The sequence below is a fragment of the Streptomyces asoensis genome, from assembly GCF_016860545.1.
Taxonomy (GTDB): domain Bacteria; phylum Actinomycetota; class Actinomycetes; order Streptomycetales; family Streptomycetaceae; genus Streptomyces; species Streptomyces asoensis.
The window spans coordinates 253,284-277,652 of record NZ_BNEB01000003.1 but is presented as its reverse complement, the minus strand read 5'-3'; the positions used below and the strand labels follow the sequence as shown (position 1 = coordinate 277,652).

Below are 24,369 nucleotides of genomic sequence, written 5' to 3'. Positions count from 1 at the left end.
CCTCCTCACATCCGGAAGACGCCGAACTGGGGGTCACCCAGCGGCGCGTGGGCACACGCGGTCAGTGCGAGACCCAGCACCTGGCGGGTCTCCAGCGGGTCGATGACGCCGTCGTCCCAGAGGCGGGCCGTGGCGTAGTAGGCGTTGCCCTGGCGCTCGTACTGCTGCCGGACCGGTGCCTTGAACGCCTCCTCCGCGTCCGCGGGCCACTCCTCGCCCTGCGCCTGGAGCTGGTCCCGCTTGACGGTCGCGAGGACGGAGGCGGCCTGCTCGCCGCCCATGACGGAGATCTTGGCGCCCGGCCACATCCACAGGAAGCGGGGCGAGTAGGCCCGGCCGCACATGGAGTAGTTCCCGGCGCCGTACGACCCGCCGACCACGACCGTCAGCTTCGGCACGCGCGTGCACGCCACGGCCGTCACCATCTTGGCGCCGTGCTTGGCGATGCCCCCGGCCTCGTAGTCGCGGCCGACCATGAACCCCGAGATGTTCTGGAGGAAGACCAGCGGGATCCCGCGCTGGTCGCACAGCTCGATGAAGTGGGCGCCCTTCTGGGCGGACTCGGAGAACAGGATGCCGTTGTTGGCGACGATGCCGACCGGGTGACCGTGGATCCGGGCGAAGCCGGTGACCAGGGTCTGCCCGAACTCGGCCTTGAACTCCGCGAAGCGGGAGCCGTCGACCACGCGCGCGATGACCTCGCGGACGTCGTAGGGGGTGCGGGGGTCGACGGGCACGGCGCCGTACAGGCCGAAGGGGTCGACCTTGGGCTCGACGGCGGCCCGCACCTCCCAGGGCAGGGGGCCGCGCGCGGGGAGGGTGGCGACGATGTTGCGGACGATCCGCAGCGCGTGCGCGTCGTCCTCGGCGAGGTGGTCGGTCACCCCCGACACGCGTGCGTGCACCTCGCCGCCGCCCAGCTCCTCCGCGGTGACGACCTCGCCGGTGGCGGCCTTCACCAGCGGGGGACCGCCCAGGAAGATCGTGCCCTGACCGCGGACGATGACCGCCTCGTCGCTCATGGCGGGGACATAGGCGCCGCCGGCCGTGCACGAGCCCAGTACGGCGGCGATCTGCGGGATCCCGGCGCCGGACATCCGGGCCTGGTTGTAGAAGATGCGCCCGAAGTGCTCGCGGTCCGGGAAGACCTCGTCCTGGAGGGGCAGGAAGGCCCCGCCGGAGTCCACGAGGTACAGACAGGGCAGCCGGTTCTCGAGGGCCACCTCCTGGGCCCGCAGGTGCTTCTTGACCGTCATCGGGTAGTAGGTGCCGCCCTTGACCGTGGCGTCGTTGGCGACGATCACACACGCGCGTCCGCTGACCCGGCCGATCCCGGCGATGACCCCGGCCGCCGGCGCCTGTCCGTCGTAGAGGCCGTCGGCGGCGAGCGGGGCGAGCTCCAGGAACGGCGAGCCCGGGTCCAGCAGGGCGTCCACCCGGTCCCTGGGCAGCAGTTTCCCGCGCGCGGTGTGGCGGGCCCGCGCCTTCTCCCCGCCGCCCAGCCGGGCGGCGGCCAGTTTGCCGCGCAGCTCCTCCACGAGGGCGCGGTGCGCCGCCTCGTTGGCCCGCCAGGCCTCCGACGCGGGATCTGCCGCGCTCGTCAGCTCCGGTGCCTGCTCCATCCTTGCGGTCCCCTCACCCAGTGATCGACTGTTAATGAGCGTTAACCATTTCCTTCAGGTTAACGACCGCTAACCTCCCTGTCTAGAATTGCCTTCATGGCCACGAGAACCGACGCCCCGACCCGTCGCGAGCAGATCCTCAGGGAGGCCGCCCGGCTGTTCGCCGAGCGCGGGTTCCACGGCGTCGGGGTGGACGAGATAGGGGCCGCGGTCGGCATCAGCGGTCCGGGGCTGTACCGGCACTTCCCCGGCAAGGACGCGATGCTCGCCGAACTGCTGGTGGGGATCAGCGGGCGGCTGCTGACGGGCGCCGAACGGCGTCTGGCGGAGGCCGACGGGGTGCCGTCCGAGGAGGTGCTCGACTCGCTCGTCGAGGGCCACATCGACTTCGCCCTCGACGACCGTCCCCTGATCACCCTGCACGACCGCGAGCTGGACCGCCTGCGTGACAGCGACCGCAAGATGGTCCGCCAGCTCCAGCGGCAGTACGTCGAGCTGTGGGTGAAGGTCCTGTGCGCCGTGTACCCGGGCCTCGCGGAGCCCGCCGCCCGCTCCGCGGTGCACTCCGTCTTCGGTCTGCTGAACTCCACCCCGCACCTGGGCCGACCGGGTTCCCTGCCCGGGCGCGCGGCCACGGCGGCGCTGCTGCACCGGATGGCCAGGGGGGCCTTCGCCGCGGCGGTGGAGTGACGAGCGTTACCCCCGTCCCACCCTGGACGCTGTTCGTACTCGCCGGTACGGTTGTTCTGAGCAAGCGCTTAGCCAATGAGGGCCGCAATCATCGATCGAGCACCCCGGCGGCGAGCAACCAGGTACGCGAGAGCGGCGCCGGTCCAGGCGCAGGGAAGGGTGGCGGCGGTGCGCCGTACGGTGTTCAACGAGGACCACGAGGCGTTCCGGGAGACCCTCCGGGCCTTCATCGAGGCCGAGGTCGTCCCCGTCTACGACGAGTGGTTCGCGGCCGGCCAGGCGCCGCGCGACTTCTACTACAAGCTCGCCGAGCTGGGCGTCTTCGGCATCCGCGTCGACGAGGAGTACGGCGGCGCCGGCATCGACTCGTACAAGTTCGAGGCCGTGCTCTACGAGGAGACCGCCCGCGCGGGCGTCTCCTTCGGCGGCTCCGGCGTGCACGTGCTGCTCGGCCTGCCCTACATCAAGCTGCTCGCCAACGACGAGCAGAAGAAGCGCTTCCTGCCGAAGTTCGTCTCCGGCGAGGAGATGTGGGCCATCGCGATGACCGAGCCGGGCACCGGCTCCGACCTCGCGGGCATGAAGAGCACCGCCAAGCTCTCCGAGGACGGCACGCACTACGTCCTCAACGGCTCCAAGACCTTCATCACCGGCGGTGTCCACGCCGACCGCATGATCGTCTGCGCCCGTACCTCCGCGCCGACCGCCGAGGACCGCCGGCACGGCATATCCCTCTTCGTCGTCGACACCAAGGCCGAGGGCTACTCGGTCGGCCGCAAGCTGGACAAGCTCGGCCTGAAGACCTCCGACACCGCCGAGCTGGCGTTCGTCGACGTCAAGGTGCCCGTCGAGGACCTGCTCGGCGAGGAGAACAAGGGCTTCTACTACCTCGGCCACAACCTCGCCTCCGAGCGCTGGGGCATCGCCTACGGCGCCTACGCGCAGGCCAAGGCCGCCGTCCGGTTCGCCAAGCAGTACGTGCAGGAGCGCGTCGTCTTCGGCAAGCCGGTCGCGCACTTCCAGAACACCAAGTTCGAGCTGGCCGCCTGCCAGGCCGAGGTCGACGCCGCCGAGGCCGTCGCCGACCGCGCCACGGAGGCCCTGGACGCGGGCGAGCTGACCCCGGCCGAGGCCGCCAGCGCCAAGCTGTTCTGCACCGAGGTCGCCCACCGGGTGATCGACCGCTGCCTCCAGCTGCACGGCGGCTACGGCTTCATGAACGAGTACCCGATCGCCCGCCTGTACGCGGACAACCGCGTCAACCGCATCTACGGCGGCACCAGCGAGATCATGAAGTCGATCATCGCGAAGGACATGGGTCTGTAAGCAGCCCGCCGTCACGGGCCGCTGCAACCAGAAGCCATGAGCCAGGCACTACAGGATCTCCTCGATCTGCTCGACCTCGAGCAGATCGAGGAGAACATCTTCCGCGGCCGGTCCCGCTCCGCCGTCGTCCCGCGGGTCTTCGGCGGGCAGGTCGCGGCGCAGGCGCTGGTCGCCGCGGGACGCACGGTCCCCGAGGACCGCCTCGCCCACTCCCTGCACGCCTACTTCCTGCGTACGGGCGACCCGGGCGCGCCCATCGTCTACACGGTCGAGCGGATGAACGACGGCCGGTCCTTCACCGCGCGCCGCGTCCTCGCCGTCCAGCACGGGCAGCCGATCTTCGCGCTGTCCGCCTCCTTCCAGCGGTACGAGGAGGGGTTCGAGCACCAGGCCCCCATGCCGCCCGCCCCGGACCCGGCCACCCTGCCCACCTCCGAACAGCGGCTGCGCGGCTACGCCCACCTGGACCCCGGCGTCGTCGAGAGGTTCCTGGAGGCCCGTGAGGCGGTCGACCTGCGCTACGTCGACGAACCGCCCTACGGCCGGTACGGCGCACCGCGCGAACCGCACTCCCAGGTGTGGTTCCGCGCCAACGGCAAGGTCGCCGACGACCCGCTCCTGCACGTCGTCCTCGCCACCTACGTCTCCGACATGACCCTGCTCGACTCGGTCCTGCTCGCGCACGGGCGCGGGGGCTGGGCGGTCGGTGACGTGGTGGGGGCGTCCCTGGACCACGCGATGTGGTTCCACCGGCCGTTCCGCGCCGACGAGTGGCTCCTGTACGACCAGGAGTCGCCGTCCGCGCACGGCGGCCGGGGCCTCGGACAGGCCCGCATCTACACCCAGGACGGGCGGCTCGCCGTCTCGGTGGTGCAGGAGGGCGTGGTCCGCGCTCCCCGGGGCGGGTGAGTCCGCGGCGCCGCACGCGCGTGCGGCGCCCTTCGGGCGGAACGCTCCGGCTACGCGGTCAGTCCCGCCGCGGCCAGCAGGTACGCCGTCATCGGGTCGTAGTGCCGCGGGCTGACGACGTGGTCGTCGAGGGGGACCGCCACCTGGACGGTGCCCTCCGACTCGGCGAGGAAGAGCGCCGGGTCGTTGCAGTCGGCGTAGCCGACGGAGTCCACGCCGTGCTGCCCGGCGTAACCCGCCCAGCCGTGGTCGGCGACGACCAGATCGGGCAGCGGGCGGCCCTCCCGCTCCAGCGCGGTGAGGACGGCCTTCATCGGCTCGCCCGAGTGGGTGTGCCACAGGGTGGCGCCGTGCTCGAGGACCGCCACGTCGGCCAGCTGCCACACGTACCCCTCGTCCGTCTGGAGCCCCTCGGGGATGACGACGATCTCGCAGCCCGCGGTGCGCAGCGCGGCGGCCGTGGCGCGGTGCACGTCGAGGAGCCCGCCGGGGTGACCGGTGGCGAACAGCACCCGCTGCTGCCCCTCGGCCGCCTTGCGCAGCCGCGCCGCGAGCCGGTCCAGGCCGTCGGCCGTCAGCTCGGGGTCGATGGTGTCCTGGCCGTAGCGGTACTCGGGATCGTCGTTCACGCCCACCCGCTCCGCCATCACCGCGAGCACGTCCTGCTCGTCGCTCCAGCGGTCACCGAGTTCCAGGCCGAGCCAGAAGTTGCGGACACCGTTCGCGAGCTGGCGGTAGTGCGAGAGGTTGTTCTCGCGGGGCGTGGCGACGTCCCCGGCGATACGGGTTCTGACGAGGTGGTCGACGAGTTCGGCGCGGCTGGGCGTCCCGGGTATCGGCATGGTCTCCATTGTGGGGCAGCCGGCTGTGCGCGTCCGTGCAGTTCCGGACGCTGGGACACGCGTCACTCACCGTCGTCCGAGGCAGAACCACAGCTCCATCCGCACGTCCGGATCGTCCAGGTCGGTCCCCAGCAGGGCCGCGCAGCGGGCGATGCGCTGCCGCACGGTGTTGCGGTGCACCGACAGGGCCACCGCCGTGCGGTCCCAACTGCCGTGCAGCGAGAGCCAGGTGCGCAGGGTCTCGAGGAGCGCCGCCCCGGCGGGGCTCGCCTCGACCGGCGCGAGGACCGCCCGGGCGTGCGCCCGGGCCTCCCCCTCGGGCAGCAGGCCGAGGAGCCCCGACCCGGCGGCGTGCCGGACGAGCGCCGTGCGGGTGGCGCGGGCCCGGGCCAGCGCGCGGGCCGCCTGCGCGTCGGCGGCCGGCCAGTCCGCGGGGGCCGTCTCCGCGCTCACGCCCAGGGTCCAGCCCGGTTGCGGCCGCGGCGCGCGGCCGGCCGGCACGAGGACCCGGACGACGTCCTGGCCGAGGTCGACCAGCGGTGACCCGAGCGCCGCGCCGAGCGCGGAGGCCGCCAGCGGGGTGAGGGGCTGGGCGTCCGGGCGGGCGTGCACGACGAGCCGGCGCCCGCCCCCGAGGAGCGGGGCCACCTCGGCGGGCGGGGCTCCCAGCAGCAGCCGTACCAGGGCCGACGAACGGGCCGCCCCGGGGCCGCTCTGGTGCTCCCCGGTGAGCAGGGAGAGCAGGACCGCGGCGACGGAGGCGATGGTGTGGTCGCCGGGGTCGCGCCGGGGCGCCGCCACCCCCAGCACGAACCCGCGGCCCGCCCCGAGCGCGTAGGCGGCGAGGTGCGTCCCGTCGGGCGCGGTGTCGCCGGCGGTGGCCGAGGCACGGGTGAGCAGGAGACGGGCCAGGTCCGCGAGGGGGGCGTCCGCGGCGGACGCCGCTCCCTCGCCCGCGAGCTCCGTCCCCTCCGGTCCGTACAGCACCGCGCGCCCCGCGACCCGCCGGGCCAGCTGCCGCAGGACCGAGGGGACCGGGTCGGGGCGGGACGCGGCGGTGGCGAGACTCTGCTGGGCCTCGGTCACCCGGCGCAGTTCGGCGGTGCGGGCCCGCTCCAGCAGCTTCCAGACCGCGCGGGCGACGGCCGAGAACGTCGTCCGGGGCGGCACTTCCAGCAGCGGCAGCCCGTGCGCCTCGCAGGCGGCGACCAGCGCCCCGGGCACGGTGTCGTGCACCGGCGCCAGCCCGAAGCCGAGCGCCGCGCCGCCCGCGGCCACGATCCGCGAGACGTAGGCCTCCAGGTGCTCGGCGGGTCCCGGCCCCGCCCGCCCGGCGGCGTCCGGGTGCGCGCCGGCGTCCGGGATGTGCACGCCCGCCGTCAGCAGCAGCTCGCCGCCCAGCAGATACGGGTACGGGTCGGCCATCTCCGAGGTGTGGGCGCCGTGCAGCACGACACCGGGTCCGGCGGGCCCCGCGATCTGCCGCAGGGCCAGGTCCTCGCGGGCCAGCAGGGCGGCGAGGGGGACCGGTGGGGTGGGCGGTACGGCGGGTTCCGACACCATGGACGTTCCCTCCATCAAGCGCCGGGCCAGTGGATGAAACGTACACTTCCAGGGCACTTTTCGGCCACCTAGGGTCAACCCCGAACCACCTCGGACCGAAGGAAGGGTGGGCCCCGTGGCCGTCGACTACACCGTGATCGCCGTCTATCTGGCCGGCATGCTGGCCATGGGCTGGTGGGGCATGCGCCGCGCCCGCTCCAAGAGCGAGTTCCTCGTAGCGGGCCGCCGGCTCGGGCCCGTCATGTACTCCGGCACCATGGCGGCGATCGTCCTCGGCGGCGCGTCCACCATCGGCGGCGTCGGCCTCGGGTACCGGTACGGGCTGTCCGGCGCGTGGATGGTGTTCACCATCGGCCTCGGCCTGCTGGCGCTCTCCGTCTTCTTCTCCGCCCGCATCGCCCGCCTGCGGGTCTACACCGTCTCCGAGATGCTGGACCTGCGCTACGGCGGCCGGGCCGGGGTGATCTCGGGCGTGGTGATGTGGGCGTACACCCTGATGCTCGCCGTGACGTCGACCATCGCCTACGCCACCATCTTCGACGTCCTGTTCGACATGGACCGGACCCTCGCGATCGTCCTCGGGGGCTCGATCGTCGTCGCGTACTCGACGCTCGGCGGCATGTGGTCGATCACCCTCACCGACATGGTGCAGTTCGTGGTGAAGACGATCGGCGTGCTCCTGCTGCTGCTCCCGATCGCCGTCGTCAAGGCGGGCGGATTCGGCGAGATGCGGGCGAAGCTGCCCACCGCGTACTTCGACCCGCTGGGCATCGGCGGCGAGACGATCTTCACCTACGTGCTGATCTACACCTTCGGCATGCTCATCGGCCAGGACATCTGGCAGCGCGTGTTCACCGCCCGCGGCGACCGCACGGCGAAGTGGGGCGGCACGGTGGCGGGCACCTACTGCCTGGTGTACGCCCTCGCCGGCGCCGTCATCGGCACCGCCGCCAAGGTGCTCTACCCCGACCTCGCCTCGGCCGACACCGCCTTCGCGACGATCGTGAAGGACGAACTCCCGGTCGGCGTACGGGGGCTGGTGCTGGCCGCCGCGCTCGCCGCGGTGATGTCCACCTCGTCGGGCGCCCTGATCGCCTGCGCCACCGTCGCCAACAACGACATCTGGTCCCGGCTGCGCGGCCTCGTGCGCCCCGAAGGCGCGGAACGGGACGAGGTGCGCGGCAACCGCCTGTTCATCCTCGTCATGGGCGTCGCGGTGATCGTCACCGCGATCGCGCTGAACAACGTCGTCGAGGCGCTGACCGTCGCCTACAACCTGCTCGTCGGCGGGTTGCTCGTCCCCATCCTCGGCGGGCTGCTCTGGAGGCGCGGCACGGTCCAGGGCGCCCTGGCCTCGGTCGTGGCCGGCGGTCTCGCGGTCGTCGGCCTGATGGCCGGTTACGGCATCCTCGCCAATGAGCCGGTCTACTACGGTCTTCTCGCCTCCCTGGCCGCCTACGTCGTCGTCTCCCTGGCGACCCCCGCCACCGACCCCGCCGTGCTGGCCGCCTGGCGCGAGCGGCTGGCCGGGCGGGCCCCCGGGGCGGCCGCGGCCCCGCCCGTTCCCGCCGCCCGGTAAAGTCGTACAAGAAGCAGTACATACGCGACGAAGCGTAGGAAAGAGAGCAGTTAAGCATGAACGGCAACGAGACGCCCCGCGGTCCCGTCGACTCCTCCCGCATCCCGCGGTACGCCGGTCCCGCGACCTTCGCCCGGCTGCCCCGCCTGGACGAGGTCGGCCGCACCGACGTCGCCGTGGTGGGCGTGCCGTTCGACTCGGGCGTCTCGTACCGGCCGGGCGCCCGCTTCGGCGGCAACGCGATCCGCGAGGCGTCCCGGCTGCTGCGGCCGTACAACCCGGCGCAGGACGCCTCCCCGTTCGCCCTCGCGCAGGTCGCGGACGGCGGTGACATCGCGGTGAACCCGTTCGACATCCACGAGGCCGTGGAGACCATCGAGGCGGCGGCCGACGAGCTGCTGGGCACCGGCGCCCGGCTGATGACCCTCGGCGGCGACCACACCATCGCGCTGCCGCTGCTGCGTTCCGTCGCGCGCAAGCACGGCCCCGTGGCCCTGCTCCACTTCGACGCGCACCTCGACACCTGGGACACCTACTTCGGCGCGGAATACACGCACGGCACGCCGTTCCGCCGCGCGGTGGAGGAGGGCATCCTCGACACCGAGGCCCTCTCCCACGTCGGCACCCGGGGCCCGCTGTACGGCAAGCAGGACCTCACCGACGACGAGAAGATGGGCTTCGGCATCGTCACCTCGGCGGACGTGTACCGGCGCGGCGCCGACGAGGTCGCCGACCAGCTGCGCCAGCGCATCGGCGACCGTCCGCTCTACATCTCCATCGACATCGACTGCCTGGACCCGGCGCACGCCCCCGGCACGGGCACCCCGGAGGCGGGCGGCATGACCTCCCGCGAGCTCCTGGAGATCCTGCGCGGCCTGGCCTCCTGCAATCTGGTCTCGGCGGACGTCGTCGAGGTGGCCCCCGCGTACGATCACGCGGAGATCACGTCGGTGGCCGCGTCCCACACGGCGTACGAACTGACCACGATCATGTCCCGACAGATTGCCGAGGCTCGCGCCAAGTGACCCACGACCACGACCTGGTGCTCCGCCCCACCCCGGCGCAGATCTCCGCCGCGCTGAACCCGCCCGCGGGCCGCATCGGCGGAGACCTGGTCGTGGAGACCCTCGCCGCACTCGGCGCGACCACCGTCTTCGGCCTGCCCGGCCAGCACGCGCTGGGCATGTTCGACGCGCTGCGCCGCTCCTCGCTGCGGTACGTCGGCCTGCGGGTGGAGAACAACGCGGGCTTCGCGGCGGACGCGTACGGCAGGATCACCGGCGAGGCGGCGCCGCTGCTGCTGTCGACGGGCCCGGGGGCGCTGACCTCGCTCGCGGCGCTCCAGGAGGCCGCGGCCGCCTCGGCCCCCGTCCTCGCGATCGGCAGCCAGGTCCCGACGGCCGGCCTCGGCGGCGGCCGCCACGGCTATCTGCACGAACTCCCCGACCAGGCGGCCTCGTTCCGGGGCGTGGTGAAGTCGGTCCACACCGTCCGCACCCAGTCCCAGATCCCGTCCGCGATCGAGGCGGCCTGGAAGTCGGCGCTGAGCGTGCCGCACGGCCCGGTGTGGGTGGAGATCCCGCAGGACGTCCTGCTGGCCCCCACGTCGATCCCCGTGGTGACCGGCGGCGACGCCTTCCCCGAGGAGCTGGCGCCCCGCCCCGAACTGACCGCCGTGGCGGCCCATCTCCTGTCCGGGGCGGCCCGTCCGGCGATCATCGCGGGCGGCGGGGTCGTACGCTCGGACGCGTCGGGCAAGCTGCGGCAGCTCGCCGAGCTGCTCCGGGCCCCGGTGGTCACCACGCCCGGCGGCAAGGGGGCGTTCCCCTGGACGCATCCGCTGTCGATGCAGTCCTGGCTGGAGGACCGCCACACGACGGACTTCCTCGAGGACGCCGACGTGCTGCTGGTGGTCGGGTCCGGCCTGGGCGAACTGTCGTCCAACTACCACACGTTCCGGCCCCGGGGGCGGGTCGTCCAGATCGAGGCCGACCTCGGCAAGCTGGAGTCCAACCACCCGGCCCTGGGCATCCACGCGGACGCCCGGCTGGCGCTCCAGGCCCTCCTGGAGACGGTGCGGGAGCGGCAGGACGACACGGCGCCCGAGCGGGTGCGCGAACTGCTCGCGCGGGTCTCGCGCCGCATCGCGTCCCAGGAACTGACCCTGGAACAGGAGTTGCTGGCGTCGATCCGGCGCGCCCTGCCCGACGACTCGCCGTCCTTCTGGGACATGACCGTCCTGGCCTACTGGGCCTGGTCGGCCTTCGATCCCAGGACCCCCAACTCGATGCACTCCGCCCAGGGAGCGGGCGGCCTGGGCTACGGCTTCCCGGCGGCGCTGGGCGCGGCGGCGGCCGACCCGACCCGCCCGGTGCTGGCGGTCTCCGGCGACGGCGGGGCGCTGTACTCGATCGCCGAACTGGCGACGGCGCGGCAGTACGGCCTCGACGTCACCTGGCTGATCGTCGACGACGGCGGCTACGGCATCCTGCGCGAGTACATGACCGACGCCTTCGGCGAGCCCACGGCCACCGAGCTGACCCGCCCGGACTACGTCGCCCTGGCGGAGTCCTTCGGGGTGCCGGGGGTGCTGACGTCGGCGGGGACCCTGGAGGCGGACCTGGCGAAGGCCCTGGCCACGCCCGGCCCTTCGGTGGTCGTCCTCCCGGCGGTGCTGCGGATGTTCGCACCGACGCACCTCGACGGGGAGCGGCCCGAAGCAGGTCGCTGATACGGTCCGCGCATGTCCGCAGCGCACGGTTCTCCCGGCCCCGGCCCCGTCACCGCCGACGACGTACGGGACGCGGTCCTGCTGGCGGCGGACGCGCTGCGCGCGGCCGGGCCGGCCGACTGGGACGCCAGGGCCGGTTCGCTGGAGTGGAGCTGCCGGGAGACCGTCGAGCACCTCGCCGACGACCTGTTCGCCTATGCCGCTCAGCTCGGCTCGCCCGACGCCGGCGCGCCGTCCGGCACCGAGGTGCCCTTCGTATGGCGCGCGCAGCGGCCAGGGGCGCCGGCGAACGTGATCTTCGCGGATCCCGCGGCCGGGGCGGCCGGCCTGGTCCGGGTGCTGGAGGCCTGCGGGGCGCTGCTGACCGCCATGGTGCGCACGACGTCCGCCGACGTGAGGTCCCATCACGTCTTCGGCGCCTCGGACCCCGAGGGCTTCGCCGCCATGGGGGTCGTCGAGACGCTGGTGCACCTGCACGACGTCGCCGAGGGGCTCGGCCTGCGCTGGGAGCCGGACGCCGGGCTGTGCGACCGGGCGCTGGCCCGGCTCTTCCCGGACGCCCCGGCGGACACCGGCCGGTGGCCCACCTTGCTGTGGGCCACCGGCCGGGGAGAGCTCCCCGGGCTGCCGCGCCGCACGAGCTGGCGCTGGTACGGCGCTCCGCGCGGCGCGGGCGAGGGGTAGCCGGGCGGACGCCGCCGCTACCAGATCGCCTCGACCCACTCCGGGTGGTCGATGAACGGGTTGCGGTTGTGCTGGTACGTGTCGTAGATGACCTGGTTGCGCTTCTCCTCGAAGGCGCTCGGCGGGTCCGCCTCGTTCCACGCCTTGAGGACGGACAGCTTGCCGATGTACGGGTTGCTGCCGTTGCCCACCTTCTCGTTGGGCTCCAGGTTGGCGAAGCCGTCGTCGCCCTCGTAGCGCACGGCCATGTAGAGGATCATGCGGGCCACGTCGCCCCGGTCCGCCGCGCGCGGCGCGAAGGAGTCGGAGTCGACGGTGCTGCCGCCGCCGTTGGTGACCGCGCTGCCGCCGTTGTCGAAGTCCAGGTTGCCGCGGATGCTGTTGACCTGGACGTCCGCGGGACGCAGGTGGTGCAGGTCGGTGCCCGGACCGGTCACCTCGCCGAAGTCGCCGTGGGACTTGGCCCACACGTGCTCGCGGTTCCAGTCGCCGACGTCACCGCCGTTGAGGGACTTGGCTCGCGAGACACCGCTGTACAGCAGGATCACGTTGCTGCTGTTGTTCGGGTCCTGGTCGGTGGCCTTCAGGGCGTCCCAGACCGCGGAGTACGAGATCTTCGTCTGGCTGCTGATGATCGTGTGCAGCGCGGACTTCAGGCTCGTGCCCGTCTTGCCGACCGCGTTCTTGTAGTACGTCGAGTCGTACGCCGTCGTGGTCGCCGCGGCGGGGGTCGCGGTGAGGGCGGGCGCGGAGAGGCCTACCAGGACGGCAGTGGTGGCCAGGGCCACCGACTTCCATCGGCGTATGCGTGTCGCCAGCATGTGGGGTGTCCGATCTACGCGGGTTGATTGAAGGCGGCAATCGGGAGAGTGACATGCACATGCGGTCATGGCAATGAATCTGACATGTCCATCGGGTGACGAGGACCGGCAAACCGTGCCCAGTCCACGCGGATCGAACGCGCTTCCTCACGCAGGAACGGCCCCTGACGTCCTGTCAGGGGCCGTTCCGTCCGGGGAGCCGCTCCGGGTCAGCTCACGTCCGAGGCGTCCAGCCGGTACACCGTCGACTGGCCGCCCTGCGCCGAGGTCTCCGAGCCGGAGGTCTCCGAGCCGGAGGTCTCCGAGCCGGACGCGGAGGCCGACGTCGCGCCGTACTCGCTCGCCTGCACCGCCGTGCCGTTCTTCTGCACCCAGGCGGTGATCTCCTGGTTCAGGCTGCTGTTGCCGCCCATCCCGCCGCCGCCGAGCTGGATGTAGTGCAGTTCGCCCTTCTTCACCAGCTTCTTGAGCTCGGCGAGCGTCATCGCCCGGTCGGAACCGGTGAAGCCCCACATGGAGATGACGGGCTTGCCGGTGCTCAGGATCATCTGGCCCGCGCTCTGCGAGTTGGACACGGCGATCAGCCAGGTGGCGCCGTCCTGGTGCTTCTCCAGGTACGACACGAGCCCGCTGTCGGCGCCGCCCATGCCACCGCCCCCGCCCATGCCGCCACCCGTACCGCCGCCGGGTCCGCCGTCGCCACCGCCCCGGGCGGTGCCCTCCTCGCCGCCCTGGGCGCTGCCGCCGGTGCCGCCGGCCTGCGGGAGTTCGCCGTTGCCGCCGCCGGGGAACCCGCCGCCGGTCCCGGCGCCCTGCCGGTCACCGCCGGGCGCCTGGCCGCCGGGACCGCCTTCGCCGCCCCCGAAGCCGCCCCGGCCGCCACCGCCGCCGGGTCCGCCCGTTCCACCGCCGGTGGACGGACCTGCGGTCGGGTTGGTGCCGCCCATCATGCCGCCGGACGAACCGAAGGCCGGCGAGGCGGCGTACGCCGTCGGACCGGCGAGGGACGCCACGATCGCCGCGGCGAGGGACACACCGAGCAGCCGGGCCCGGATGCCGGACCGCGCCGACCGCAGGACGAGCAGGCCCGCGACCGCGAGGACCGTCAGCACGGCGACGACCGGCCACAGCCAGGTGTTCCAGCCGGTGGCGCGGCGCAGCAGCACGACCGCCCAGACACCGGTGACCGCGAGCCCCGCGGGCAGCACCCACGACCAGCGGGCGCCGCCGTCGCGCAGGGCTCGCCACAGCATCACCCCGCCGCCCCCGCACAGCGCCGCGATGCCCGGGGCGAGCGCGGTCGTGTAGTACGGGTGCATGGTGCCCTCCGCCATGGCGAAGGTCAGGTAGTGCAGGACGAGCCAGCCGCCCCACAGGACCAGCGCGGCGCGCGTCACGTCGGTGCGCGGTGCGCGGCCGCGGAGCACCAGGCCGGCCACCAGCGCGATGCCCGCGAAGGGGATCAGCCAGGAGATCTGGCCGCCGAGGACGTCGTTGAACATCCGGCCGATCCCCGCCGTCCCGGCGAAGGTGCCGCCGCCCCCGCCGCCGCCCCCGTTGCCCTCGCCGCCGAGGACGCGGCCGAGCCCGTTGTAGCCCATGATCAGGTCCCAGGCGCTGCCGTCGGTCGAGCCGCCGATGTACGGGCGGTCGTCGGCGGGCACCAGGGACACGGCGGTCGCCCACCAGAAGCTGGCGACGGCCAGTGCCACGGCGGCCAGCGCCAGGTTCAGGGCCTTCCTGCCCCAGCCGAGCCGCGAGGCGTACAGGTATACGGCGAAGACGGCGGGCAGCGCGATGTAGCCCTGGAGCATCTTGGTGTTGAAGGCGAGCCCGAAGCACACGGCGGAGCCGATGAGCGGCAGCAGCCGGTCGTCGCGGGTGGCGCGCAGCGCGAGGGCGGCGCCGGCCACCATCAGCAGCACCAGGACGGTGTCGGGGTTGTTGTCGCGGTTGATGGCGACCGTGATGGGCGTCAGCGCCAGCACCAGTGCCGCGACGGCTGCGGCCGCGTGCCCGAAGGCCCGCTTCACCGAGGAGTGCAGGATCCAGATGGTGCCCAGGGCCGCCGCGACCTCCGGCAGCATCATCTGCCAGGTGCCGAAGCCGAAGATCCGGCAGGACAGGCCCATGACCATGAGCGCGAACGGCGGCTTGTCGACGGTGATGAAGTTCCCGGCGTCGAGCGAGCCGAAGAACCACGCCTTCCAGCTCTGCGTGCCGCTGTAGACGGCTGCGCTGTAGAAGCTGTTGAGGCTGCTGCCCGACAGGTTCCAGCCGTAGAGCACCGCCGCCAGGACCAGGATCGCGATCAGGGCGGGCAGCGACCAGCGCGGCGCACGGTCCGGCGGCGGAGCCTTTGGAGCCGTCTCGGGAGCCGTCGGAGCGCTCCCGGGCGGGGCCGCGGCGGCGGGGGCGCTCGGGTGGGGGAGGGGATCGGTGGCTGAGGTCACCCTGCGCATGCTGTCCGGCCGCCTTGGGTGACCGCTGTGCCGGAGCTGGCCGTCCGCTGTGAAGGCGCTCCGGCGGGGGTGCGGGACCCCGCGCGCGGCGACCGGAGGAGCGGACCGAGGCCGACATTCGTGGCGACCGCCCACCAGCCCCAGCCGAACCCGCTGCTCGACAACATCGAGGGGCATGGTGGTCACGGGCCGTGACAAGGGCCGGCTGACGGTGCTCCTGGTCAGCGACGACAACCAGAACGCGGCGCAGACCACCCGCTTCCACCGTCCGCGGGTCCGGGCCTGATCCCGCCCCCGATTGTTGCGGAGGGATGAAATCCGCTTCCTTCGGCGTTGGTGCCTTCCGGCAGACGAGGACGACCGGGACGACCGGCCGGCCAGGACGACAGGAAGGCATCGGCGTGGCAGTGCAGCAGGGGGAGCGCCGGCAGGGCTGGGCGCGCAGACTCGCCGGGTACGCCTGGCGCCACCGGACGGACGTCGTCCTCGCGCTCGGCTCCTCCCTCGGCGGCATGGCCGTCCTGGCGCTGGTCCCGCTGGTCACCAAGGTGATCATCGACGACGTCATCGGCGACCACAGCCGGGACATGGCGCCCTGGGCCGGAGCCCTGCTCGGCGCCGCCGTCCTCGTCTACGCCCTCACCTTCGTGCGCCGCTACTACGGCGGCCGGCTCGCCCTCGACGTCCAGCACGACCTGCGGACCGAGATGTTCGAGACGATCACCCGGCTGGACGGCCGGCGCCAGGACGAACTGTCCACCGGTCAGGTCGTGGGCCGGGCCACCAGCGACCTCCAGCTCATCCAGGGCCTGCTCTTCATGCTCCCGATGACGATCGGCAACCTCCTGCTGTTCGTGATCTCCCTGGTCGTCATGGCCTGGCTGTCCCTGCCGCTCACCCTGGTGGCCCTCGCCGTGGCACCCGCCCTCGCGTACATCGCCCGCCGCAGCCGCACCAGACTCCACCCGGCCACCTGGTACGCCCAGGCCCAGGCGGCGGCCGTCGCGGGCGTCGTCGACGGAGCCGTCAGCGGGGTACGGGTCGTCAAGGGCTTCGGCCAGGAGGACCAGGAGACCGGCAAACTGCGCGAGGTCGGCCGCCGCCTCTTCGCCGGCCGGCTGCGCACGATCCGCCTGAACTCGGCGTACACCCCCGTCCTCCAGGCCGTCCCCGCCCTCGGCCAGGTGGCCATGCTGGCGCTCGGCGGCTGGCTGGCGGTACGCGGCCACATCACCCTCGGCACCTTCGTCGCGTTCTCCACCTACCTCGCCCAGCTCGTCGGCCCGGTCCGGATGCTCGCCGTGGTCCTCACCGTCGGCCAGCAGGCCCGCGCGGGCACCGAACGCGTCCTGGAGCTGATCGACACCGAGCCGTCGCTGGCGGACGGCACCAAGGACCTGCCCGCCGACGCCCCCGCCACCGTCGAGTTCGACGACGTGGCCTTCGGCTACGACCCGGACCGGCCCGTCCTCGACGGGCTCACCTTCGAGATCCGCGCCGGGGAGACCCTCGCGGTCGTCGGCTCCTCCGGCTCAGGCAAGTCCACGGTCTCCCTCCTCCTGCCGCGCCTGTACGACGTCACGCGGGGCGCCGTCCTCGTCGGCGGGCACGACGTCCGCGAACTCACCCTCGACTCGCTGCGGGCCGCGATCGGCCTGGTCCCCGAGGACTCGTTCCTCTTCTCCGACACCGTCCGCGCCAACATCGCCTACGGCCGCCCCGACGCCACGCAGGAGCAGATCGAGGCCGCCGCCCGCGCCGCCCAGGCCGACCGCTTCATCACCGAACTGCCCGACGGCTACGACACGACGGTCGGCGAGCACGGTCTGACCCTCTCCGGCGGCCAGCGCCAGCGCGTCGCACTCGCCCGGGCGATCCTCACCGACCCGCGCCTGCTGGTCCTCGACGACGCGACCTCGGCCGTGGACGCGGCGGTCGAGCACGAGATCCATGAGGCGCTGAAGCAGGTCATGCGGGGCCGTACGACCCTGCTCATCGCCCACCGCCGCTCCACCCTCAACCTCGCCGACCGCATCGCCGTCCTGGACGGCGGCCGCCTCGCCGACCTCGGCACCCACGAGGAACTCCAGGAACGCTCCGCGCTCTACCGCCGCCTCCTCACCGACCCCGACGAACTCGGCGGCGTCTCGCCCGGCCACACCCAGCGGCCGGCGCCGGGCGAGGACACCACCGTCCGCGACGAGCTGGACGCCGAGTTCGACGCCGAGCGCGGGGTCACCCCCAGGCTGTGGACCGGCGACCGGGAGCCCGAGGACACCGCGCTGTCCGGGATGCCGGCCACCCCCGGGCTGCTCGCCCAGATCGAGACGCTGCCCCCGCTCGTCGACACCCCCGGCGTCGACGAACGGCAGGCGGTCCTGCCGGAGACGTCGTACGGCCTGCGCAGGCTGCTGCGCGGCTTCGGCGCACCCCTCCTGGTCAGCCTCGGCCTGGTCGCCGTCGACGCCGGGGCGGGCCTGCTGCTGCCGGTGATGATCCGGCACGGCATCGACCAGGGCGTGACCCGGGCGGCGCTGGGCGCGGTCTGGGCCGCCTCGCTGCTCGCCCTGCTCGCCGTCGCGGTGCAGTGGGCGGCGCAGACCGGCGAGATCCGGATGACCGGCCGCACCGGCGAACGGGTGCTCTACACCCTCAGGCTGAAGATATTCGCCCAGCTCCAGCGCCTGGGACTCGACTACTACGAGCGCGAGCTGACCGGCCGGATCATGACGAGGATGACGACGGACGTCGACGCCCTCTCCACCTTCCTCCAGACCGGTCTCGTCACGGCTTTCGTCTCGGTCGTCACCTTCTTCGGCATCATGATCGCCCTGCTGGTGATCGACGTGCAGCTCGCGCTGATCGTCTTCGCGACGCTGCCTCCCCTCGTCGTCGCCACCTACTTCTTCCGCCGGGCGAGCGTGAAGGCGTACGAACTCGCCCGCGAGCGGGTGTCGACGGTCAACGCCGACCTCCAGGAGTCGGTGTCCGGGCTCAGGATCGTGCAGGCCTTCCGGCGCGAGCGGGACGGAGCGGCACGGTTCGCCGAGCGCTCCGACAGCTACCGCAGGGCGCGGATCCGGGGGCAGTTGCTGATCTCCGTCTACTTCCCCTTCGTCCAGCTGCTGTCGTCGGCCGCGGCGGCGGCGGTCCTGATCGCGGGCGCGGGCCGGGTGGAAGCGGCGACGCTCACCACCGGCGCCCTGGTCGCGTACCTCCTCTACATCGACCTGTTCTTCGCCCCGGTCCAGCAGCTCTCCCAGGTCTTCGACGGCTACCAGCAGGCGACCGTCTCCCTCGGCCGCATCCAGCAGCTGCTGCGCGAGCCGACGTCCACGAAGTCCGCCGAGGAGCCGGAGCAGGTCGTGTCGCTGCGCGGCGAGATCGCCTTCGACGACGTGCACTTCCGGTACGGCGAGGAGGAAGAGGCCCTCGGCGGCATCGCGCTGAGCATCCCGGCGGGCCAGACCGTCGCCTTCGTCGGGGAGACCGGCGCGGGCAAGTCGACGCTGGTCAAACTGGTGGCCCGGTTCTACGACCCCACCGGCGGCCGGGTCACCGTCGACGGCAGGGACCTGCGCTCCCTCGACCTCACCTCCTACCGCCACCGGCTGGGCGTCGTCCCGCAGGAGGCCTACCTCTTCCCCGGCACCGTGCGCGACGCCATCGCCTACGGCCGGCCCGACGCCACCGACGCCGAGGTGGAGGCGGCGGCCCGGGCGGTCGGCGCGCACGAGATGATCGCCACCCTCGACGGCGGCTATCTGCACGCGGTGGCCGAACGCGGCCGCAACCTCTCCGCGGGCCAGCGCCAGCTGATCGCGCTCGCCCGCGCCGAACTCGTCGACCCCGACGTCCTGCTCCTCGACGAGGCGACGGCCGCCCTCGACCTGGCGACGGAAGCGCTGGTCAACCAGGCCACGGACCGGCTGGCCGGCCGCCGTACGACCCTGGTGGTGGCCCACCGTCTGACCACCGCCGCCCGCGCCGACCGGGTCGTGGTCATGGACCACGGCCGGGTGGTGGAGGACGGCACGCACGACGAACTGCTCGCGCTCGACGGACGGTACGCCCGCCTGTGGCGCACGTTCGTGGGGGAGGACGAGCCCGCGGCGGTGTGAGCCGGCGCGCGAGCGGGCTGCGCGGGGGCGGCCTGTGCGGGGGCGCGCAACCATTCGGTGTGCTCCGTGCGTCCGTACATCAGTACGGCGATCGGATGTACGGCGGGTGTGGGAGGGGCGGGAAACCGTGGGCGCAGGGACGGCACGTCCGACGGTCCGGCGGCTGGTGCTCGCCCTGGTCGTGCTGCTCGCCTCCGTGCTCCTCGCCGTCGCCGTGCCGGACAGCGCCCGGGCGGCGTCGTCCTCCGCGCCCTGCCCCGGCCGCAAGGTGCGCACCCTGCCCTTCTCCACCGGCTCCGTGCTGGTCTTCAAGGACGGCGCCTACGTCTGCGCCGTGACCGTGCAGAAGAACCCCGGCACCCGGCGGCTGGTCTCGGTGAGCGTGCAGGCGCGCGGTCATGTCGCCGTACGCAAGTCCCGTAAGGACACGCGCAGTTCGCCACCGGTCAGGGTCTACGCGGGACACCGGTGCGTGCGGGTGACGGGAGCGGTGGGCAGCGGCTCGTACCGCTCCGGCTGGTTCCTCTGCTGACCGCGGCCCTCCCGCGGCAACCGGCCCTGATGCGTCAACCCCCTCTGGTGTGACGGGTGTTGCTCCGATAGCTTCCGGCGACGCACATCTGTCTCACAGGGAGGGTGCACGCGCATGCGCAAGGCGCTCAGATGGCTGCTCGCGCTCACGGTGCTCATAGGCACCCTGGGTTCGGCCGCCACGGCCGGGGCGGCCACCGCCGCCGGGCCCGGGGTCACCGCCACGACGGACATCGAGGACCAGCTCCTCGCCGTACCGGGCATGAGCCTGATCCAGGAGAAGCCGTACGCCGGCTACCGCTACTTCGTCCTGAACTACACGCAGCCGGTGGACCACCGGCACCCCGACAGGGGCACCTTCCAGCAGCGCATCACCGTGCTGCACAAGGACACCTCACGCCCCACGGTGTTCTACACCGGCGGCTACAACGTCTCCACCAACCCCGGCCGCCGCGAGCCGACCCAGATCGTGGACGGCAACCAGGTCTCCATGGAGTACCGCTTCTTCACGCCCTCCCGGCCCTCTCCGGCCGACTGGTCGAAGCTGGACATCTGGCAGGCGGCCGGCGACCAGCACCGCATCTACACGGCCCTGAAGAAGATCTACACCAAGAACTGGATCTCCACGGGCGGTTCCAAGGGCGGGATGACGGCGACGTACTACGAGCGCTTCTACCCCGGGGACATGGACGGCGTGGTGGCCTACGTGGCCCCCAACGACGTCGTCAACGACGAGGACTCCGCCTACGACCGCTTCTTCGCGACCGTCGGCACCGCACAGTGCCGCGACCGGCTGAACGCCGTGCAGCGCGAGGCGCTGGTGCGCCGGGCCCCGCTGGAGAAGAAGTACGAGGCCTACGCGGCGGAGAACGGCTACACGTTCACCACCATCGGCAGTCTGGACCGCGCCTACGAGGCCGTCGTCCTCGACTACGTGTGGGGCTTCTGGCAGTACAGCCTGCTGTCCGACTGCGACAAGATCCCCGCGGACGCGGCGACCGCCACCGACGACGAGATCTGGACGACCGTCGACACGATCTCCGGCTTCTCGGCCTACGCCGACCAGGGCCTGGAGACCTACACGCCGTACTACTACCAGGCGGGCACCCAGCTCGGCGCCCCCACCATCCGCTTCCCGCACATCGAGAAGCGGTACATCCGCTACGGCTACCAGCCCCCGCGCAACCTCGTCCCCCGCGACATCACGATGAAGTTCCAGCCGCGGGCGATGCGGGACGTCGACACCTGGGTGCGGCACAACGCCCACCACATGCTCTTCGTCTACGGCCAGAACGACCCGTGGGGCGCGGAGCGCTTCCGGCTCGGCAAGGGCGCGAAGGACAGCTACGTCTTCACCGCCCCCGGCCTGAACCACGGCGCGAACGTCGCCGGCCTGGTCGCGGACCAGAAGGCGCTGGCCACGGCCCGCATCCTGGAGTGGGCGGGCGTCGCGGCCGACGCCGTCGCCCGGGCGAAGCCGCTGGCGGCCTTCGACTCCCGGCTGGACGTGCGCGACGTGGAGCGGGAGCCCGCGCTGCGTCCGTGAGCACCGGCCCGCGGGCGGCCGGGCACCTCGCCCGGCCGCCCGCGGCCCGCACCGTCCGGCAGACCGGTCAGGACGGGTACGTCAGGCCGTAGCCGATGGGGTGGAGCACGCGTGCCGGATCGTCCGCGCGCCGCACCGGCACCGGCAGCCTGCCGTGCGGCCGGGCCGCGCCGGCGATCACCCGGGCGGCGGCCCGCAGTTCGACGTCGGTCCACGAGTACGTCGCCAGACAGGCCCGCACGGACGTCAGCCGGGCGACGTCGTAGGGGTTGCGGACGGCCACCGCGACCACCGGCCGTCCGGTCGCCGCCAGCCGCTCCACCAGGGTCAGCTGCGGGTCGGCCGCCGTCGTGACGTTGCAGGTCGTGACGACCACGGCGTCCGCGCCGTCCGCGGCCGTCACCGCCCGGGCGACGGCCTCGGCGGAGGGGGCCGTGCCCGTGGACAGCGCCGTCGCGCGAAAACCCAGCCCGGTGAGCGCGGCGGCCAGCACGGACGTCGGCGGACCGGTGGTGCCGGTCGGCGAGGCCGGGTCCGCGCCGACGACCAGCAGCCGGGGGTGGGCCAGGGGGGAGAGCGGCAGCAGCGGCCCCTCATTGACCAGCAGCGTCGTCGTCCGGGCGGCGATCCGGTCGGCCGCGGCGCGGTGCTCGCGCGCGCCGACGGTCCGCCCGACGTCCGCCACGTCGACGTACGGCTCGTCGAGCAGCCCCAGCCGGGCCTTCAGCCGCAGGATGCGCAGGACCGACACGTCGAGCCGCCGCTCCGTCAGTTCCCCGTCCCGCACGGCCCGCAGGACGGCGTTCCAGGCCACGTCCAGGTCCGGCGGGTTGAGGAGCTGGTCGACGCCCGCCGCGAGCGCGAGCACGGGCACCCGGTCGTCGCCGTACTTCGTGCGCACCCCCGCCATGTCGAGGGCGTCGGTGACCACCACTCCGTCGTAGCCGAGCCGCTCGCGCAGGAGGCCGGTGACGATCGGACGGGAGAGGGTGGCCGGGTCGCCGGAGGGGTCGAGGGAGGGGACCAGGATGTGCGCCGTCATGACGGACTCCGCCCCGGCCGCGACCGCCGCCCGGAAGGGCACCGCGTCCAGCGCCTCCCACACCTCGCGCGAGTGGGTGATGACGGGGAAACCGGTGTGGCTGTCCACCGCCGTGTCCCCGTGCCCGGGGAAGTGCTTGACCGTCGCCGCCACCCCCGCCGCCCGGTAGCCCTCGGCCACCGCCGTGACCAGGTCGGCGACCGCCCGCGGGTCGGCCCCGAAGGAGCGGACGCCGATCACCGGATTGGCCGGGTTCACGTTGACGTCGGCGACGGGGGAGTAGTTCTGCCGGATGCCCATCGCCCGCAGCTCCCGGCCGGCGAGGGTGCCGAGGGTGCGGGCGTCGGCCCGGCTGCCCCCGGCGCCGACCGCCATGGCGCCCGGGAACAGGGTGGCGGGAGCGCCCACCCGGCAGACGGCACCGTGCTCCTGGTCGGTGGAGATCAGCACCGGCACACCGCGCGGCCGCGCCAGCGACGCCCGCTGGATCCCGTTCGACAGGTCCGCGATCTGCCGCGGGTCACGGGTGTTGTGCGTCCAGGCGAAGTAGATGATCCCGCCGAGCCGGTAGCGGGCGAGCAGCTCGGCGGCCGTGCCGACACCGAGTTCGCGCTGGTTGGCGGCGGCGTCGGCCGCGTCGGGCGCGGTCGCCGAGTGGCCGAAGACCCGGGAGACGAAGACCTGGCCGACCTTCTCCTCCAGGGTCATCCGCGCGAGGAGTTCGCCGGGCCGGCGGTCGTCCGCGTGCGCCGGAGCGCCGACGGTGAGAGCGGCGGTGACACCCGCGCCGGCGGCGAGGACGGTGCGTCTGGAGGGCATGGGCGCTCCTTCCGGTGGGGGAACCGTGGCCGCACGCTACCCGCGGAGGAACCCACCCCCGCCGCAACCACCCGGCACGGGCGCGCCGTCAGGCGGGACCGGCGGGGCGGGCCGAAGAAGGCGCGGGACCGGGCGGCGGCTGCGGGGCGGGGTTCGAGCGGGCCGACACCGCCGGCCACCGGTCGCGCAGCACCCGCACCGCCTCGGCGATCGCCGGACGCCGGGCCGCCCCCGTACGCCACAGCGCGTACAGCCGCCGTACGGGCGTCGGGTCGAGCGGCACCTCCACCGCCCCCGGCGGCAGCGGGCCGCGCCCGAGACGCGGGACGAGCGCGACCCCGAGACCCGCGGCGACCAGGGCGACGAGGGTCGGGTTCTCCTCGGCCGTGTGGACGAGGTCGGGCTCGTGCCCCGCCGCGCGCAGCGTACGGACCAGCCAGTCGTGGCAGACCCGCCCCGGCGGCTGGCAGATCCACCGCTCGCCGCCCAGCTCCTCCCGCCGCACCGCCGTCCGCCCCGCGAAGGGATGCCCCTCGGGCACCAGCAGATCGCACGCGTCGTCACCGATCACCGCGTGCTCGACACCCGCCGGGGCGGGCAGCGGCGCGATGTCCCAGTCGTGGGCGACGGCGAGGTCGACGGCCCCCTTCGCCACCAGGTCCACGGACAGGTGCGGGTCCACCTCCGTCAGCCGGGCGTCCAGGGCGGGATGGCGCCGCGCCAGGTCGGCCAGGACACCGGGCAGCAGCCCGCGCGCCGCCGACGCGAACGCGGCGACGGTCAGCCGCCCGGCCGGCACCCCCCGCCGCTCCTCGATGCCGGTCTCGGCCCGCTCGACGATCGCCATCAGCTCCTCGGCCGTGGCGACGAGTTGAAGCGCCTCGTCGGTGAGCCGGACGCCCCGCCCCGCCCGCTCCAGCAGGACGGTCCGGGTCTCCCGCTCCAGCTTGGTGATCTGCTGGGACACCGCGGACGGGGTGTAGCCGAGAGCGGCCGCCGCCGCGCCGACCGTGCCGTGGACGGAGACGGCGTGCAGGGCGCGCAGCCGCTGGAGATCGAGCACCGGAGATCCAATCGGTAG

General features: G+C 73.3%; 17 protein-coding genes and 1 pseudogene. 11 read left to right on the top strand and 7 right to left on the bottom strand.

The features are described 5' to 3' along the window. Window positions 1-5: 5 nt before the first annotated feature. Complete coding sequence (locus tag Saso_RS13980; RefSeq protein ID WP_189918124.1) at window positions 6-1,622, bottom strand: carboxyl transferase domain-containing protein; 1,617 nt, start codon at window positions 1,620-1,622, stop codon at window positions 6-8. Window positions 1,623-1,718: 96 nt separating this feature from the next. Here Saso_RS13980 and Saso_RS13975 point away from each other — a divergent pair, with 96 nt between their 5' ends. The 3 genes from Saso_RS13975 to Saso_RS13965 all read left to right on the top strand — a co-directional run bounded on the left by Saso_RS13975 (window position 1,719) and on the right by Saso_RS13965 (window position 4,547). Further along, window positions 1,719-2,312: an SACE_7040 family transcriptional regulator gene (locus Saso_RS13975; RefSeq protein ID WP_189918122.1), complete on the top strand. Its 594-nt coding sequence runs from the start codon at window positions 1,719-1,721 to the stop codon at window positions 2,310-2,312. 168 nt (window positions 2,313-2,480) lie between these two features. Further along, window positions 2,481-3,638 (top strand): acyl-CoA dehydrogenase family protein, encoded by a 1,158-nt coding sequence (locus tag Saso_RS13970; protein WP_189918120.1) that lies wholly within the window; start codon window positions 2,481-2,483, stop codon window positions 3,636-3,638. Between the two features lie 36 nt (window positions 3,639-3,674). Continuing rightward, window positions 3,675-4,547 (top strand): acyl-CoA thioesterase, encoded by an 873-nt coding sequence (locus Saso_RS13965; RefSeq protein ID WP_189918118.1) that lies wholly within the window; start codon window positions 3,675-3,677, stop codon window positions 4,545-4,547. A 50-nt stretch (window positions 4,548-4,597) separates the two neighbouring features. Here the strand turns inward: Saso_RS13965 and Saso_RS13960 are convergent, their stop codons facing one another. Both Saso_RS13960 and Saso_RS13955 read right to left on the bottom strand, forming a co-directional pair. Next, complete coding sequence (locus Saso_RS13960; protein WP_189918116.1) at window positions 4,598-5,389, bottom strand: phosphatase; 792 nt, start codon at window positions 5,387-5,389, stop codon at window positions 4,598-4,600. Window positions 5,390-5,455: 66 nt separating this feature from the next. Further along, entirely contained in the window at window positions 5,456-6,967 is a 1,512-nt protein-coding gene (locus tag Saso_RS13955) for a PucR family transcriptional regulator (RefSeq protein ID WP_189918546.1), read from the bottom strand. 100 nt (window positions 6,968-7,067) lie between these two features. On the opposite strand from Saso_RS13955, the gene Saso_RS13950 reads away from it, so the two are divergent. Genes Saso_RS13950 through Saso_RS13935 form a run of 4 tightly spaced genes read left to right on the top strand, consistent with a single transcriptional unit; the run spans window position 7,068 to window position 11,946 of the window. Beyond that, complete coding sequence (locus Saso_RS13950; protein WP_189918114.1) at window positions 7,068-8,531, top strand: sodium:solute symporter family protein; 1,464 nt, start codon at window positions 7,068-7,070, stop codon at window positions 8,529-8,531. Between the two features lie 56 nt (window positions 8,532-8,587). Then, window positions 8,588-9,556, top strand: a complete 969-nt coding sequence (gene speB / locus Saso_RS13945; protein WP_189918112.1) for an agmatinase — start codon at window positions 8,588-8,590, stop codon at window positions 9,554-9,556. Then, entirely contained in the window at window positions 9,553-11,262 is a 1,710-nt protein-coding gene (locus tag Saso_RS13940) for a thiamine pyrophosphate-binding protein (RefSeq protein ID WP_189918110.1), read from the top strand. The genes speB and Saso_RS13940 overlap by 4 nt, the downstream gene beginning before the upstream one ends. 12 nt (window positions 11,263-11,274) lie before the next feature. Next, window positions 11,275-11,946 (top strand): maleylpyruvate isomerase N-terminal domain-containing protein, encoded by a 672-nt coding sequence (locus Saso_RS13935; protein WP_189918108.1) that lies wholly within the window; start codon window positions 11,275-11,277, stop codon window positions 11,944-11,946. Window positions 11,947-11,963: 17 nt separating this feature from the next. On the opposite strand, the gene Saso_RS13930 is transcribed toward Saso_RS13935, so the two are convergent. Both Saso_RS13930 and Saso_RS13925 read right to left on the bottom strand, forming a co-directional pair. Further along, on the bottom strand, window positions 11,964-12,767 hold the full coding sequence (locus Saso_RS13930; RefSeq protein ID WP_189918106.1) for an endonuclease I family protein: 804 nt from the start codon (window positions 12,765-12,767) through the stop codon (window positions 11,964-11,966). A gap of 209 nt (window positions 12,768-12,976) precedes the next feature. Continuing rightward, window positions 12,977-15,220: a mannosyltransferase YkcB-related protein gene (locus tag Saso_RS13925; RefSeq protein WP_189918104.1), complete on the bottom strand. Its 2,244-nt coding sequence runs from the start codon at window positions 15,218-15,220 to the stop codon at window positions 12,977-12,979. Between the two features lie 120 nt (window positions 15,221-15,340). Between Saso_RS13925 and Saso_RS13920 the strand changes: the two are divergent. The 4 genes and pseudogenes from Saso_RS13920 to Saso_RS13905 form a co-directional block, all read left to right on the top strand. Further along, window positions 15,341-15,515 (top strand): annotated as a pseudogene (locus tag Saso_RS13920) (esterase-like activity of phytase family protein); the annotation flags it as partial. 115 nt (window positions 15,516-15,630) lie between these two features. Beyond that, window positions 15,631-19,350: an ABC transporter ATP-binding protein gene (locus Saso_RS13915; RefSeq protein WP_189918102.1), complete on the top strand. Its 3,720-nt coding sequence runs from the start codon at window positions 15,631-15,633 to the stop codon at window positions 19,348-19,350. 127 nt (window positions 19,351-19,477) lie between these two features. Continuing rightward, window positions 19,478-19,882 carry a hypothetical protein gene (locus tag Saso_RS13910; RefSeq protein WP_189918100.1) on the top strand — a complete coding sequence of 135 codons (405 nt, stop codon included), beginning with the start codon at window positions 19,478-19,480 and terminating at the stop codon, window positions 19,880-19,882. A 114-nt stretch (window positions 19,883-19,996) separates the two neighbouring features. Then, window positions 19,997-21,427, top strand: coding sequence for a S28 family serine protease (locus tag Saso_RS13905; RefSeq protein WP_189918098.1), 1,431 nt, complete (start codon window positions 19,997-19,999; stop codon window positions 21,425-21,427). 67 nt (window positions 21,428-21,494) lie between these two features. On the opposite strand, the gene Saso_RS13900 is transcribed toward Saso_RS13905, so the two are convergent. Together Saso_RS13900 and Saso_RS13895 are read right to left on the bottom strand one after the other, a co-directional pair. Next, window positions 21,495-23,288: a glycoside hydrolase family 3 protein gene (locus tag Saso_RS13900; protein ID WP_189918096.1), complete on the bottom strand. Its 1,794-nt coding sequence runs from the start codon at window positions 23,286-23,288 to the stop codon at window positions 21,495-21,497. Window positions 23,289-23,376: 88 nt separating this feature from the next. Further along, the gene (locus Saso_RS13895; protein WP_229901036.1) at window positions 23,377-24,351 is read right to left on the bottom strand and encodes a LysR family transcriptional regulator; all 975 of its coding nucleotides are present in this window, start codon (window positions 24,349-24,351) and stop codon (window positions 23,377-23,379) included. Window positions 24,352-24,369: the final 18 nt, after the last annotated feature.

Excerpts from the sequence above, each read along its gene's own strand:
- Saso_RS13980 (WP_189918124.1), bottom strand. The coding sequence starts at position 1,622 with ATGGAGCAGGCACCGGAGCTGACGAGCGCGGCAGATCCCGCGTCGGAG.
- Saso_RS13975 (WP_189918122.1), top strand. The coding sequence starts at position 1,719 with ATGGCCACGAGAACCGACGCCCCGACCCGTCGCGAGCAGATCCTCAGG.
- Saso_RS13965 (WP_189918118.1), top strand. The coding sequence starts at position 3,675 with ATGAGCCAGGCACTACAGGATCTCCTCGATCTGCTCGACCTCGAGCAG.
- Saso_RS13960 (WP_189918116.1), bottom strand. The coding sequence starts at position 5,389 with ATGCCGATACCCGGGACGCCCAGCCGCGCCGAACTCGTCGACCACCTC.
- Saso_RS13955 (WP_189918546.1), bottom strand. The coding sequence starts at position 6,967 with ATGGAGGGAACGTCCATGGTGTCGGAACCCGCCGTACCGCCCACCCCA.
- speB (WP_189918112.1), top strand. The coding sequence starts at position 8,588 with ATGAACGGCAACGAGACGCCCCGCGGTCCCGTCGACTCCTCCCGCATC.
- Saso_RS13935 (WP_189918108.1), top strand. The coding sequence starts at position 11,275 with ATGTCCGCAGCGCACGGTTCTCCCGGCCCCGGCCCCGTCACCGCCGAC.
- Saso_RS13930 (WP_189918106.1), bottom strand. The coding sequence starts at position 12,767 with ATGCTGGCGACACGCATACGCCGATGGAAGTCGGTGGCCCTGGCCACC.
- Saso_RS13905 (WP_189918098.1), top strand. The coding sequence starts at position 19,997 with ATGCGCAAGGCGCTCAGATGGCTGCTCGCGCTCACGGTGCTCATAGGC.
- Saso_RS13900 (WP_189918096.1), bottom strand. The coding sequence starts at position 23,288 with ATGCCCTCCAGACGCACCGTCCTCGCCGCCGGCGCGGGTGTCACCGCC.